This window comes from Jiulongibacter sp. NS-SX5, assembly GCF_052828545.1.
Genome location: NZ_CM128248.1, coordinates 4,041,075 through 4,053,280, shown reverse-complemented (window position 1 = coordinate 4,053,280; position 12,206 = coordinate 4,041,075). Strand labels below are relative to the sequence as shown.

Here is a 12,206-nt window from a genome sequence, read left to right as displayed (position 1 = left end):
ATGCATAACATTACAAATCTAATGAAGCAGAAGAGCTAATGCAAGAGGCACGTTTGAAAATTTTGAGAGAACTGGTGATTGAAGAACCTAACGACCCTTTCAATCACTACGCTTTGGCTATAGAGCTCCTCAAAGGTTCTCCTACTGAAAGCAAAGAGATATTGTCTCAACTTTCAAATACACATCCTGATTACCTTCCTACCTACTATCAATTAGGAAGTTTATTTACGGAAGAAGATGAATATGAGTTGGCCATTGAAACATTTGAGAAGGGTATTTTGGTAGCAGAAACACAGGATAACCAGAAAATTAAAAAGGAGTTAATAGGTGCATTGAAAATGGCAAAAGATGAAGCCGAGGAATGGTGATATGAATTACAAGGAAATTAAACTCAATGAGCATCAAGGGCAACCCAAAGTGCTGGTGATCTACACCGGAGGCACCTTAGGAATGGTCTATGATCAACAAAAAGGGACACTGATACCCTTACCTTTTGATCAGATTGCTCAGTACGTCCCTGAGTTGAGTAGAGTACCGGCAGAATTGACCATCATCCCTGTAGAGCCTCCTATCGATTCTTCAGACATGAATCCTGAAATTTGGGTGGAATTGGCAAGACTAGTTCATTCCAATTATGACATTTACGATGGTTTCGTAATATTACATGGTACAGACACTATGGCTTTCAGTGCATCGGCATTGAGTTTTCTTCTTGAGAACCTTGGCAAGCCAGTCATCTTTACGGGAGCTCAGCTTTCTCTTGGCGTTGCCAGAACAGATGCCAGGGAAAACGTAATTACCGCTATAGAATTGGCAGCAGATCAGAACGAAAGAAAACCAATTATCAATGAGGTATGCATTTATTTCAACGGAAGATTACTCAGAGGCAATAGAGCCAAAAAGTATGAAAGCTCTCAATTTGATGCCTTCCAAACAGAAAATTACCCGATGCTTGCAGAAGTAGGTGTGTACTGTGAATACAATCTACCCTATCTACTTCCTAAGCCTACAGAGAGTTCATTACAGCTACATTCTGAAATGGATGCTTCTGTTTTGATCATCAAAATCTTCCCCGGTTTAAAAGTAGAATTCCTGGAAAGCATGCTCTCTACTCCGAATTTAAAGGCTGTAGTTCTGGAAACCTTCGGATCTGGAAATGCCAGTACCAAACCAGAATTTTTGAAAGTGTTAGAGGAAGTCACGGTGAAAGGGATTCTTATCCTAAACATTTCTCAATGCGTAGGCGGAAGTGTCCGTCAGCAAGATTATGCAACTGGCTTAGGTCTTCAAAAAGTAGGAGTTATCAGCGGTAAAGATATGACGCCTGAAGCAGCAGTAACTAAATTGATGTATCTATTAGGCCGTTATGAGGACCTTGAGAAAGTGAAAGAGTTAGCTCAAAATAACCTCCGCGGTGAAATGGGAGAATAGTTTTTCAAATTCAATATTAAAGCATTTACTTTGCAGCCCCATACAGAGAGGTGTCCGAGTGGTTGAAGGAGCACGCCTGGAAAGCGTGTATACGTGCAAGCGTATCGAGGGTTCGAATCCCTTCCTCTCTGCAAGATATAAGCGTAGTTTCGATAGAATCTACGCTTTCTCTTATTCTTCCTTACTAAATAAATTCGGGAAGAGATCCTGACTTCAATCTTTTCAGAAAAGACCAATGCAAGTCCTCAAAACTTGCTTTGAACACAAAGTTTTAAGTCCTTTGCAATGCAAAAGCTATTAGAGTTTGGCATTCAGCCAGATTCGATCGTCGGCAAAGTGTCGGCGTCAATTTTCTTCAAAAAAATCAGCGATCAAACGTTTTAATTTTAATCTCAGAACTTGAGCCGATCGTTTATTTAAGCATGTACGACAAACGAATTGTAATTAAAGTTGGCACCAATGTGATGACCAACAAAGCCAACAGAATTGTAAGACCGGTACTTCAGAGTATAGTGAAACAGGTAGCAGAATTATTTGATGAAAACATCATTTGTGTCCTGGTTTCATCTGGATCAGTCATAGCCGGAAGAGAAGTATTGGGTAGAATAAAAATCAAAAACAAAGACCAGAAAAGACAAGTTTATTCATCTGTGGGTCAGCCACGAATGATGCGTCTATATTATAACTTTTTCAGAGATTATGGACTTCAGTGTGCTCAGGTTTTAGCCACGAAAAGAGATTTTAACCCTGGAGTTCACAGAGAAAATATGATCACTTGTTATGAAGGATTACTAAGTGAAGGGGTAATCCCTATTGCTAATGAGGATGATGCCGTATCGGTAACAAAATCAATGTTCTCTGATAATGACGAGCTTGCCAGTTTGGTGGCCGAACTAATAGATGCAGATATGCTCATTTTACTGACGAGTACTGAAGGGCTTTACGACGGAGACCCTGAAGAAGAGCACACCAGACTCATCAAAACAGTGCATGTCAATCAGAACGTTGAAAAATTTGTAAACGACAAAGACAAGGAAGAAGGCGAAGGCCGTGGTGGAATGGCTTCTAAAATCAATGTGGCCAAAGGAGCTGCCCGAAAGAATATCCCAACGATCATCGCGAATGGAAATCGTGAAAACGTGATTCTTGATATCGTAAGAGGAAAAGAAATCGGAACCTTAATTACGGCAGACTAGAGACATAATTCAGATTATCAGTCTGAATAGTAGTGGGGCCTAGGTCCAGAGCATTTTGAATATCAAGAGGGTCATTGACCGTCCAGAATTGGACCGTCAGGCCCTTTTCTTTTAAATGATCAATAGTGGTCATTTCTTCTGACGAATACTTTATAGATATACCATCCAAGTCATTGTCAAGAGCCTCTAATGCTGCCTTATCTAAGTCTTTATAGGCCATCAAATGACATTCAATAGTTGAATTGAGGTTATTCATATATTTGAGAAATGTCATGTGATCAGATTCTACGAATATCTGATTTTCCAAATCATATTTTCTGGCTAAGGCATCTATTTGCTCTGCAATTTTCTCTAAATCGCTACCAATATTGATTTCTCCCATAGAGCAAAAATTCCATGGCTTTACATCTAATGAAATTATGGCACTAGGTGAATAATGTTCTATTTTTCTTAAAATATCCTCCAGTTTTTCTACCTGCCATTCTTCTAATAAACACTCATTCAAGCCTTCAATTTCCTGATCAGTATGTCCTGCAAAGCACTTAAAAATCTCTCCTCCGCAGTTGGGAAGATCAGCATCATGTGCCAGCCAAAGTGTTCCGTCCTGACTAATTTGAATATCTAACTCAATACCATCACATAATTCTAAACCTAGCTTACTACCTGCTATGGAATTATCAGTTTCTGCCAGGTCACCTCCTCCCCTATGAGCAAGAAAAAGAGTAGCCTGTTCTGCCGGCTTTACACTCAGAAAATCTTCAAATGCTGGTCGACAAGCAGAGCTAAGAAATAGTATAAGGAAATAGTAAGATCGCACTCTAGAAAAAACGTGGTTACGCAGATTTAGTTGTAAATGCACTAGAAATCTATCAAGCCTTCTTCCCCGGTTTTGGCTTCAGGGTATTGATGTAGTCAATACTTTTCTGAAATAGAGGCACCATTTGCTCCAAATCTATAAAGAGGTGATTAGGCACATAGACATAGCCTCTCATGATAGAATTATACTGTATTACCGGCCGCTCGTCTACATCGGCATTATACTGTTTCTGGTCTGCAGGGCTCAGTCTCAGACATAAGCCTTCCTGAGGATCTAAGAATGAAAACATATGTCCGTTTAAAGAAGTATAAGCACTCGCCTTTCCCTTTATGGAGAAATCCGGAAACTCAGCAATTAGACGTTCGAACTTCTGCATCATCTCAACCGACATTTTTTCTCCGGGCATATGGCTTTTGTAATTTGATCTTACAATTTAACGATTTCCATTCTAAAAGGAATAAGCCTTCTCTTTCGGGATATTAATTTATCTTGCCGATCCTTTTCAATAAAAAAGACCCTAAAATGGAGTTTCTGAAGAATCAGAAGAAAGTAATACGAGCCTGGTGTATGTATGACTGGGCTAACTCAGTTCATAACCTGGTAATCACCTCAGTTATCTTCCCCATATATTATCACGCTACCGCCGTCAATAAAGATGGAGGTGATATGATTCAATTCATGGGATTTGAGGTAAATAACGATGTGGTATATTCCTACACCTTGTCTATTGCCACGTTGATATTGGTCATTTTGAGTCCTATTTTAACCTCGATAGCTGACTACAGTGGTAGACGAAAGTTCTTTATGAAGTTCTTTTGTTATCTGGGAGCTGCCAGCTGTGCGTATTTTTATTTCTTTACTAAAGATAATATTACGGCAGCGGTAATTGCCTTTGGGCTTTCACTAATCGGTTGGGGTGGTTCAGTCGTGTTTTATAACAGCTTCCTACCTGACATTGTTACCGAAGATCGTTTCGATAAAGTTTCTGCCCAGGGTTTCTCCTACGGATACGTAGGTTCTGTTTTGCTTTTGCTTTTCAATTTGGCTCTAATCATGAAGCCTGATATTTTTGGGCTGACTCAGGCAGATTCAGACTCTGGTCTTACAAGTAGAATTGCTTTTATAACGGTTGGTATCTGGTGGGCACTTTTTGCCCAGATCCCTTTTTATTACCTCCCTAAAGACCAACGTACCAACAAATTTAAAATGAGTTGGATCACCAGCGGTTTTTCTGAGCTTAGAAAAGTATTCAACGAAATGCGAACCAAACCACTTCTAAAAAGATTTTTGGCGGCGTTTTTCGTTTATGACATGGGTGTAATGACGGTAATTTATGTAGCCGCATTATTTGCTGACAAAGAATTGCACATTCCTACTCAGGGTTTAATTATCACCATATTATTGATTCAATTGGTTGCCATACCTGGGTCTTATCTGGCTTCATTTTTCTCAAAAAAATATGGAAATACCATTGCTTTGAGAATTGAGATAGCCATCTGGGCTACGGTTCCCCTGGCAGCATATTTCTGTACCACAGCTGAGCAATTTTATGTTATCGCGGCGGTAGTGGGATTAGTCATGGGCGGTATTCAATCATTATCAAGATCCACTTACGCAAAACTCATCCCTGAGGATACGCCAGACACGGCTTCATATTTTAGCTTTTATGATGTTTGCGAAAGATTGGCCACTGCACTGGGGACTTTCTTATTCGGCTTCATTATTCAGCAGTCTGGTAGTATGAGAAACTCGGTTTTGATGATCCTTGTGCTTTTCGTAATTGGATTTATCCTGCTCATCAGAATTCCATCAAAACAGATTTACGACTAAGAAAAAGTTTTGGCAGAGTCGGCAGTAAGCCTGTTGATCTCTGCCAGTTCTTCTTTCGTAAAATAACGCCATTTGCCTGTAGGCATATCCAGCTTGATATTCATTATCCTGATACGCTTCAGCTTGGTCACTCTATAACCCAGATACTCGCACATTCTCCTGATTTGTCTGTTCAGCCCCTGGGTAAGAATGATTTTGAACTCATATCTGCTGATTTTCTCTACCTTACATTTTCGGGTAACCGTATCAAGGATTGGCACACCTCCGGCCATACGGGTAATAAATTCACGGGTTACTGGTTTATTGACAGTCACCAGGTATTCTTTTTCATGGTTATTGCGAGCCCGCAAAATTTTATTAACCATGTCACCGTCATTGGTCAAAAAGATGAGACCTTCACTTGGCTTATCTAACCTACCGATCGGGAAAATTCTTTTGGGGTGATTGACAAAGTCAACAATATTATTCTTTTCTACGCGGGTGTCGGTAGTACAAACGATACCCACTGGTTTATTCAATGCAATGTAGATGAAATCTGCCTTTGGTTTGCTCAGCACTTTACCGTCCACAGCCACTTCATCACCATCACTAATTTTCGTTCCCATTTCGGGCACTTTGCCATTAATAGTGACTCTTTTCTGATCAATCAATTTATCGGCTTCCCTGCGGGAGCAATAACCAATCTCACTTAAATATTTATTAATCCTAACCATTGACAACCACAAGTTAGTCTTGTCCGTATTTATTGATACTAACCTAGTAATGGGTAGTATCGTTCTTTGATGATTTGAGCATGATGAATAGGGTGACCACAAAGCACAAAACCTATTGCCAAGACAGATATTTCAAGGCCATTAGCATTTCCCTTTCGCTGTAACATTTCTTCAGAAAAAGAGTCAAAAAGGTGCAACGAGGCATTACGAACTACTGTCCATTCTTCTAGTAAATCATGAAGAGTTCTTTCATTGGCATCAGAGTTTTCAGCATAGTCATCTTCATTGAAACCAGGCAACATACCGCTTTCGTTTCTGGAGATGCACAAGGCCCTGTAGGTCATAATTCTTTCAGTATCGATCATATGCTGGATCATGGTTTTTATAGTCCATTTACCTGGAGCATAAACCTGATCACCTAAAGCGAGCAACTGATCCATTTCTGACAGTATGGCAGCAGGAGTATATTGAAGTAGTGCAGCCATAAGTGGTAAATCATCGACTTTTTTGATATAACGATCAAAGAAATTCGGTAATTCTGGCATATCTGACCACTTTGTACTCATGAGGTATTCTTTTTGAGATTTAAAAATACAAAGATGAAGAAAACCCTTCATTTATCATGAAAATGAAATTTTGACAAAAATAGATGTAGATACATTTGTTTTATTTTAAAACTTAATTATCTTCGTTTCAGATTTAGATGTAACTACATTAAATACATTTAAATATTAAATACGGAAAGGTTTAGGTAAATAGTCACTAACTTAGAATTGAGTAACGACATGGAAGAAGTATTGGAGAAAAAACCGACATATAACGACACAGAGAGATACAGCATTTTTAACTCTGAGTTTATGCCTCACATAGACTCTATGTATAATTTTGCTTACAGACTTACGAACGACGAGGACGATGCAAACGACCTTGTACAAGATACTTATCTTAAAGCATTTAGATTTATTAATTCTTTTCAGAAAGGAACCAACGCCAAAGCATGGCTGTTTCGAATCCTGAAAAACTCTTTCATAAACGATTATCGTAAAAAGAGTAAAGAACCCGCCAAAGTAGATTACCAGGAGGTAGAAACCATCTATAACTCAGCAGACGAGCCGCAATACAACGGAACCGTGGACCTGAGAACAGAAATGGTGCAAGACCTCATAGGTGATGAAGTAACTAGAGCCCTAAACGGCTTACCAGTTGACTTTAGAACAGTAATCATTTTGTGTGACATTGAAGGTTTTACGTATGAAGAAATGGCCAAGATTCTGGACATTCCCATCGGTACAGTAAGATCAAGATTGCACAGGGCTCGGAACTTATTGAAAGAGAAGTTGCGTTCTTACGCTACAAACATGGGATACAAAGAACTACGGTAGTTCTTTGACTCAAATTCGATTAATAAATTTAAAATGAGCGAGGATTTTAAAGATGGCCTGAAACATCATTGTGAGAACCATGATCGATGTATGGAGATGATTCAGGCAGTGTTAGATGGATCTGCAACTCCAGAAGAGATGCAGCATTACAAAACGGAAATGAAGCACTGTTTACCTTGTATAGAAGGCAAAGAGCTTCAAGAGGAGATTAAAAGAGCCTTAAACTCTAAAGTGGAGAAGAAGTGTTGTCCGGAAAGCACCATCTCTGAGCTAAAATCAAAACTCTCAATAGCATCATTAACAATGTTGATGCTTGTATGTGAGATTGCACTTGTAAACCTTTACTTTTAGGAACAAACTAGAAACTTTCATTAAAAACCATCGGGGTTACTCTCGGTGGTTTTTCTTATTTTTGCCCACCAAAACTCAAAACCTTCATGGGAAAAGCCATCATTTTTTCTGCACCGTCAGGCTCAGGTAAAACCACAATAGTTAAACATTTGCTTCAGCATAGAGATGATCTTGGTTTTTCTATTTCAGCCTGTACCAGAGACCGCAGAGGACGAAATGAGGTACATGGCAAAGATTACTATTTCCTGAGCATTGAGGATTTCAGACAAAAAATCGACGAAGATAAGTTTGTAGAATGGGAAGAGGTCTACCCTGGTGGCTACTACGGGACACTCAAAACTGAAGTGGAACGCTTATGGGATGAAGGGAAAAATGTAATCTTTGATGTAGACGTAAAAGGTGGTTTAAAGCTCAAAAAGTATTTTGGAGAAAAGGCTCTTGCCGTTTTTGTTAAAGTTCCTTCTGAAGAAGAACTGGAGAAACGCCTGAGAGAACGAGGTACAGAAACTGAAGACAGTCTTTCTAAAAGGCTTTTCAAGGTAAAATTTGAAATGACCTTTAAAAATCAGTTTGATGTCATCTTGCTCAATGATAATCTGGAAGAGTCTTTAGGTAAAGCTGAAGGGCTATACGACAAATTCAATGCTGACAAACTGGACCTACCCTCAAAACCATTCGAAATTTAACTATTTAACCCAGTAAAGGTTTAAACCTCCGTCAAATGTGGGTTTTGCTGTCTTATCTAATTTCAGATTAGCTTGAAAATCTAAAAGGAGATCATTGAATAATTGCTTCTGCAAGCCGATCCCTCCACGTGCAAAGAGCTTATTGAATTTTTCGAACTCCCAATACTGTCTTTTTACTTCAAGAGAGCCAGCATGCAACAGCAAGCCTCCACGAACATAAAAGCCATCAAGCTGCAAATCATCGTTTTTTAGGTAGAGTTTTGTATCTACTGAGCCATTGAAAACAAGACTTTGATTCACATAGGCATTCTCAGAAATCTCTGCGACACTATCAAAATGCGTTAGATCATACAGTTTGGCTCTTGTTATTAAGCCCTCTCCCATAGCATCAATCGCAAACTTTGAACTTCCAAGACCATACTCATAACCCAATTTAGGATGCAAAAACAAACCTTTCTTTGAAAAAGAAAAAGCCTGATCTATCCCCAGCTTTAGAAGTTTATTCCTATTGAAAGAAGGTTTGTGATAGGCGTTGAAGTTCTGATAAAATGATTTCTTAAAGCTTATAGGTAGATGTAGCCTTGCATAGGACTTAAAAAGTGGAGATATCTCTTTTTCATAATTATAGGATAAATGAATTTGTTTTCCGCTCTCCACCACACCTGTCTCCAGGCCGGCAAAAACTCCAAAATCTATGAGTCCAAAATTCTGTCTTCCAAACTCTAAACCTGCTCCTATTCTTGGTACGAAAACTCGAGCTGTCTGAAAAAACTCTTGTGCTGTCCCCTCGTATCGATAACTAAAAAATTGAGCATTATAAACTTTTGCAGATAAATAAACTCCATCAAAAATGATGGATTCTCCAATGTTTTGAGATTGAAAATATCTTCGCCAGTTCAAGGCTAGTGCCTCATGATCATACTGATCAATCTGATCTCCCATCACTCCTTTCGTACTGATTTCAAGAGTGTTTTTTGAGTTTACTTTTAACTCATAACCAATATTACCCTGGATGTACGAACTGAATCTTAAGTCTTGTCTGGCCTGTAATTGACCACCAATCTTAAAAATTCCAGCCCAGCCTTTTGAGGTATCACTTACCTTCTGTCCATGGGCTGAACCTAGAAGTACAACTAAAAGAATCGTAAGAGAGCTTTTGAAAGACATTTCTTATGGTTGATAACCCAATACTATCTTTTTTGACCTGATGTAATCATCCTGATTCACAATCACAAAGTAATTTCCATCGGCCAATCCTGAAAGGTCAAAATCATGCAAACCTTTGTCATGAACTGCCTCCTGAAGAATTTTACCCGGTAAATTTTGCAGCTGAAAATGTGTCTCTTTACCCGAAGGTACTTTTACATACACCTTGGCGTCCTCTTCATTCAGGTAAATAACGATATCGTCCGTCTTATTCATTGGCACAAAGATGCAACTCTCCGTTTTAAATTCTTCTTATTTCCAGATAATGTAGGGCTCCAGCTCCTGATAAACCTTATGGATAGGCAAGCCCATCACTGTGTAGAATGAGCCATTTAGCTTTGAAATCTTTGCCATTCCAATGAAATCCTGAATCCCGTATGATCCAGCCTTGTCAAAAGGCTTACAAGTTTTGATGTAATATTCTTTCTCCTCTTTGCTCAGCTCTTCAAAACTTACCAAACACTCGTCTGAGAAAGTCCACCTTTTGCCATCTGCCTGAATAGCCACACCAGTTACAACCTTGTGAGTTTTGGCCGATAGCTCTGAAAGCATTTCAAAAGCTTCATTTTCATCTGCAGGTTTGTTCATGATCTTGCCATCCACTATCACCACAGTATCTGCACACATGACTATTTGGTCATCATACCCACGATCAAACTCGCTTATCTTTTGCAAAGCTAAATATGCTGCCACATCCTCATTTTTCATTTCATCTGAAAATGCTTCATCTGTAGGTTTCACTTCTATTTCAAATCGAAAACCTGCATTTTCCATAATTTCTTTTCTTCTGGGAGATCCAGAACCCAGTATCAATGACTTTGTAAGCTTCATGCTTTAATAGAACGAATTTAGACCACATACAGTTTATTATCTGTAAGTGCATTAAATGTAATTACAAATAAATATTATCTTTGTAAAGTTATGACATTGGAGAAGGATATACAGCAGACCAAGCCTTTTAAAAGTCAGGTTGAAAAGGCAATTGTGAACGTCATGTACACAAACAACTGGATTTGCGACAGACAGTACAAACTTTTAAAGACACACGGGCTAACCATACAGCAGTATAATGTTTTGCGTATACTCAAGGGGCAATACCCTAATCCGTTGACCATTAACGGAATTATAGAGCGAATGCTAGACAAAATGTCAAACGCCTCGAGACTTGTGGATAAACTTCTTCAAAAAGGATATGTAGCACGTACTTACAGAGCTGATGATAGAAGGGCCTGTGACGTCACTATCACAGAAGAAGGATTAAAATTTGTCACTTTTGTGAATGAAGAGGTAAGAAACCTCGAAGCCGATATATCAAAACTGAACCAAGAGGAGTTAGATTTGTTAAATAATCTACTGGATAAACTCCGCGGTTCTGATGAAAAAGCTTAATCAACTACTTATATTTCTTTGTATCCCTCTGCTATTTTCCTGTTCAGAGGACAATCCACAGCCATCAAACGAATTTCTTCAGGAGTACACTTTAGTCAATGATTACTCAAGAGAAGAGTTCAAAGCTCTTCTGAGTTCTAACTTCGGTGATAATGCAGATCAATTAGAATTGTTTATTCAGTCTGGAATTCAACAATACAAACTCAGCTACCTTACGAAAGATCTCTTTGGAAATGAAACTTTGGCATCCGGTGCACTGATGCTCCCTACCGATGTAGAGACCGAAATGGCTATTGCCAGTGTGCATCACGGTACTCTTTTTAATGAAACAGATGCCCCCTCCTATTTCAATCCTCAATCAGAATCATTAATTGGCTCATTTCTAGCCGCTTCAGGCATTATCGTAGCCATGCCAGATTATATCGGCTACGGAGACTCTAAAGACAAGGATCACCCCTATGAACACCGTGAAGGCCTAGCTGTTGCCAATATAGATTTCCTGAGAGCCGTTAGGGAGTTTTTATCTAATAATGAAATCGGGTGGAACGAAAAACTTCTGTTGGCCGGCTATTCTGAAGGCGGATACGCCACGATGGCCACTCATAAGTATTTACAAGACAATCTAAAATCTGAGTTTACTGTCACGGCTTCAGTATGTGGTTCAGGTGCATACGATAAAACCGCCACTTTCAATGAATTGATCAACAAAGAGAGTGCAGGCATCGTAGGTAATAATCGTTCATATCTTTGGGTGCTAGACACCTATGATAAAGCCTATAATCTTGGCTTAAATTATAGCGAAGTTTTTAAAGAACCATGGGCTACCGATATTACAGCCAATGGTTTCAGTGCCACTATAGAGCAAAGTTTAAACACCACTCTTCAGCCAGATTTCATTGAAGATTTCAATGCCGGAAATATTTCCGGCTTAAGTTCTGCTTTGGCCGATAACGACATATACGATTGGAAACCCGAGGGCATAGTACGACTCTATCATGGCAATGACGATCAATACGTACCTTACCTGAATAGTGTTTCTGCCATAAATGCTATGAAGGCCAATGGTACCCAAAATGTAGAACTTATAACTGTGGACGGAGGAACCCATGGCAGTACCATTGGCTCTTTCATTTTCGGTGTTCTTGAGCTCTTTACCATCAACAAGAACTAGCCATTCTTTGTATTTGGCAGATACTCGTTATTTT

Annotated in this window: 16 protein-coding genes and 1 tRNA gene; 10 read left to right on the top strand and 7 right to left on the bottom strand. The window is 39.1% G+C overall.

Annotated features, from left to right (window positions below; genetic code table 11):
• The first annotated feature begins 38 nt into the window (after positions 1-38).
• From ACUXV0_RS17710 to proB, 4 genes are all read left to right on the top strand, one after another.
• The gene (locus ACUXV0_RS17710; RefSeq protein WP_446190914.1) at positions 39-368 is read left to right on the top strand and encodes a tetratricopeptide repeat protein; all 330 of its coding nucleotides are present in this window, start codon (positions 39-41) and stop codon (positions 366-368) included.
• Between the two features lies 1 nt (position 369).
• Entirely contained in the window at positions 370-1,431 is a 1,062-nt protein-coding gene (locus ACUXV0_RS17705; protein WP_446190913.1) for an asparaginase, read from the top strand.
• 44 nt (positions 1,432-1,475) lie between these two features.
• Positions 1,476-1,562, top strand: a tRNA-Ser gene (locus ACUXV0_RS17700).
• A 291-nt stretch (positions 1,563-1,853) separates the two neighbouring features.
• Positions 1,854-2,627 carry a glutamate 5-kinase gene (gene proB / locus ACUXV0_RS17695; RefSeq protein ID WP_446190912.1) on the top strand — a complete coding sequence of 258 codons (774 nt, stop codon included), beginning with the start codon at positions 1,854-1,856 and terminating at the stop codon, positions 2,625-2,627.
• Here proB and ACUXV0_RS17690 read toward each other — a convergent pair.
• Together ACUXV0_RS17690 and ACUXV0_RS17685 are read right to left on the bottom strand one after the other, a co-directional pair.
• Positions 2,614-3,444 carry a glycerophosphodiester phosphodiesterase gene (locus ACUXV0_RS17690; protein WP_446190911.1) on the bottom strand — a complete coding sequence of 277 codons (831 nt, stop codon included), beginning with the start codon at positions 3,442-3,444 and terminating at the stop codon, positions 2,614-2,616. The two genes, proB and ACUXV0_RS17690, sit on opposite strands and share 14 nt — an antisense overlap.
• A 52-nt stretch (positions 3,445-3,496) precedes the next feature.
• A complete protein-coding gene (locus ACUXV0_RS17685; protein WP_446190910.1) occupies positions 3,497-3,823 on the bottom strand; it encodes a hypothetical protein in 327 nt (108 codons plus the stop codon).
• A 143-nt stretch (positions 3,824-3,966) separates the two neighbouring features.
• Between ACUXV0_RS17685 and ACUXV0_RS17680 the strand changes: the two genes are divergently transcribed.
• Positions 3,967-5,274, top strand: a complete 1,308-nt coding sequence (locus ACUXV0_RS17680; protein WP_446190909.1) for an MFS transporter — start codon at positions 3,967-3,969, stop codon at positions 5,272-5,274.
• Here the strand turns inward: ACUXV0_RS17680 and rluF are convergent.
• The gene (rluF, locus tag ACUXV0_RS17675) at positions 5,271-5,987 is read right to left on the bottom strand and encodes a 23S rRNA pseudouridine(2604) synthase RluF (RefSeq protein ID WP_446190908.1); all 717 of its coding nucleotides are present in this window, start codon (positions 5,985-5,987) and stop codon (positions 5,271-5,273) included. The two genes, ACUXV0_RS17680 and rluF, sit on opposite strands and share 4 nt — an antisense overlap.
• A gap of 38 nt (positions 5,988-6,025) precedes the next feature.
• Complete coding sequence (locus ACUXV0_RS17670; RefSeq protein WP_446190907.1) at positions 6,026-6,553, bottom strand: DinB family protein; 528 nt, start codon at positions 6,551-6,553, stop codon at positions 6,026-6,028.
• 219 nt (positions 6,554-6,772) lie between these two features.
• On the opposite strand from ACUXV0_RS17670, the gene ACUXV0_RS17665 reads away from it, so the two are divergent.
• From ACUXV0_RS17665 to gmk, 3 genes are all read left to right on the top strand, one after another.
• Positions 6,773-7,369 (top strand): sigma-70 family RNA polymerase sigma factor, encoded by a 597-nt coding sequence (locus tag ACUXV0_RS17665; RefSeq protein ID WP_446190906.1) that lies wholly within the window; start codon positions 6,773-6,775, stop codon positions 7,367-7,369.
• Positions 7,370-7,402: 33 nt separating this feature from the next.
• Complete coding sequence (locus ACUXV0_RS17660; protein WP_446190905.1) at positions 7,403-7,720, top strand: hypothetical protein; 318 nt, start codon at positions 7,403-7,405, stop codon at positions 7,718-7,720.
• A gap of 86 nt (positions 7,721-7,806) precedes the next feature.
• The gene (gene gmk / locus ACUXV0_RS17655) at positions 7,807-8,406 is read left to right on the top strand and encodes a guanylate kinase (protein ID WP_446190904.1); all 600 of its coding nucleotides are present in this window, start codon (positions 7,807-7,809) and stop codon (positions 8,404-8,406) included.
• Here the strand turns inward: gmk and ACUXV0_RS17650 are convergent, their stop codons facing one another.
• The 3 genes from ACUXV0_RS17650 to ACUXV0_RS17640 are packed head-to-tail and all read right to left on the bottom strand — an operon-like array spanning position 8,407 to position 10,443.
• Positions 8,407-9,573: a hypothetical protein gene (locus tag ACUXV0_RS17650; RefSeq protein WP_446190903.1), complete on the bottom strand. Its 1,167-nt coding sequence runs from the start codon at positions 9,571-9,573 to the stop codon at positions 8,407-8,409.
• A 3-nt stretch (positions 9,574-9,576) separates the two neighbouring features.
• Positions 9,577-9,828 carry a T9SS type A sorting domain-containing protein gene (locus ACUXV0_RS17645; RefSeq protein ID WP_446190902.1) on the bottom strand — a complete coding sequence of 84 codons (252 nt, stop codon included), beginning with the start codon at positions 9,826-9,828 and terminating at the stop codon, positions 9,577-9,579.
• Between the two features lie 36 nt (positions 9,829-9,864).
• Positions 9,865-10,443: a Maf family protein gene (locus tag ACUXV0_RS17640; RefSeq protein ID WP_446190901.1), complete on the bottom strand. Its 579-nt coding sequence runs from the start codon at positions 10,441-10,443 to the stop codon at positions 9,865-9,867.
• A 90-nt stretch (positions 10,444-10,533) separates the two neighbouring features.
• On the opposite strand from ACUXV0_RS17640, the gene ACUXV0_RS17635 reads away from it, so the two are divergent.
• Both ACUXV0_RS17635 and ACUXV0_RS17630 read left to right on the top strand, forming a co-directional pair.
• Complete coding sequence (locus ACUXV0_RS17635) at positions 10,534-11,001, top strand: MarR family winged helix-turn-helix transcriptional regulator (RefSeq protein ID WP_446190900.1); 468 nt, start codon at positions 10,534-10,536, stop codon at positions 10,999-11,001.
• Positions 10,988-12,172: an alpha/beta hydrolase family protein gene (locus tag ACUXV0_RS17630; protein ID WP_446190899.1), complete on the top strand. Its 1,185-nt coding sequence runs from the start codon at positions 10,988-10,990 to the stop codon at positions 12,170-12,172. Before ACUXV0_RS17635 ends, ACUXV0_RS17630 begins: the two co-directional genes overlap by 14 nt.
• Positions 12,173-12,206: the final 34 nt, after the last annotated feature.

Excerpts from the sequence above, each read along its gene's own strand:
- ACUXV0_RS17710 (WP_446190914.1), top strand. The coding sequence starts at position 39 with ATGCAAGAGGCACGTTTGAAAATTTTGAGAGAACTGGTGATTGAAGAA.
- ACUXV0_RS17705 (WP_446190913.1), top strand. The coding sequence starts at position 370 with ATGAATTACAAGGAAATTAAACTCAATGAGCATCAAGGGCAACCCAAA.
- proB (WP_446190912.1), top strand. The coding sequence starts at position 1,854 with ATGTACGACAAACGAATTGTAATTAAAGTTGGCACCAATGTGATGACC.
- ACUXV0_RS17685 (WP_446190910.1), bottom strand. The coding sequence starts at position 3,823 with ATGATGCAGAAGTTCGAACGTCTAATTGCTGAGTTTCCGGATTTCTCC.
- ACUXV0_RS17680 (WP_446190909.1), top strand. The coding sequence starts at position 3,967 with ATGGAGTTTCTGAAGAATCAGAAGAAAGTAATACGAGCCTGGTGTATG.
- rluF (WP_446190908.1), bottom strand. The coding sequence starts at position 5,987 with ATGGTTAGGATTAATAAATATTTAAGTGAGATTGGTTATTGCTCCCGC.
- ACUXV0_RS17670 (WP_446190907.1), bottom strand. The coding sequence starts at position 6,553 with ATGAGTACAAAGTGGTCAGATATGCCAGAATTACCGAATTTCTTTGAT.
- ACUXV0_RS17665 (WP_446190906.1), top strand. The coding sequence starts at position 6,773 with ATGGAAGAAGTATTGGAGAAAAAACCGACATATAACGACACAGAGAGA.
- ACUXV0_RS17660 (WP_446190905.1), top strand. The coding sequence starts at position 7,403 with ATGAGCGAGGATTTTAAAGATGGCCTGAAACATCATTGTGAGAACCAT.
- gmk (WP_446190904.1), top strand. The coding sequence starts at position 7,807 with ATGGGAAAAGCCATCATTTTTTCTGCACCGTCAGGCTCAGGTAAAACC.
- ACUXV0_RS17650 (WP_446190903.1), bottom strand. The coding sequence starts at position 9,573 with ATGTCTTTCAAAAGCTCTCTTACGATTCTTTTAGTTGTACTTCTAGGT.
- ACUXV0_RS17645 (WP_446190902.1), bottom strand. The coding sequence starts at position 9,828 with ATGAATAAGACGGACGATATCGTTATTTACCTGAATGAAGAGGACGCC.
- ACUXV0_RS17640 (WP_446190901.1), bottom strand. The coding sequence starts at position 10,443 with ATGAAGCTTACAAAGTCATTGATACTGGGTTCTGGATCTCCCAGAAGA.
- ACUXV0_RS17635 (WP_446190900.1), top strand. The coding sequence starts at position 10,534 with ATGACATTGGAGAAGGATATACAGCAGACCAAGCCTTTTAAAAGTCAG.
- ACUXV0_RS17630 (WP_446190899.1), top strand. The coding sequence starts at position 10,988 with ATGAAAAAGCTTAATCAACTACTTATATTTCTTTGTATCCCTCTGCTA.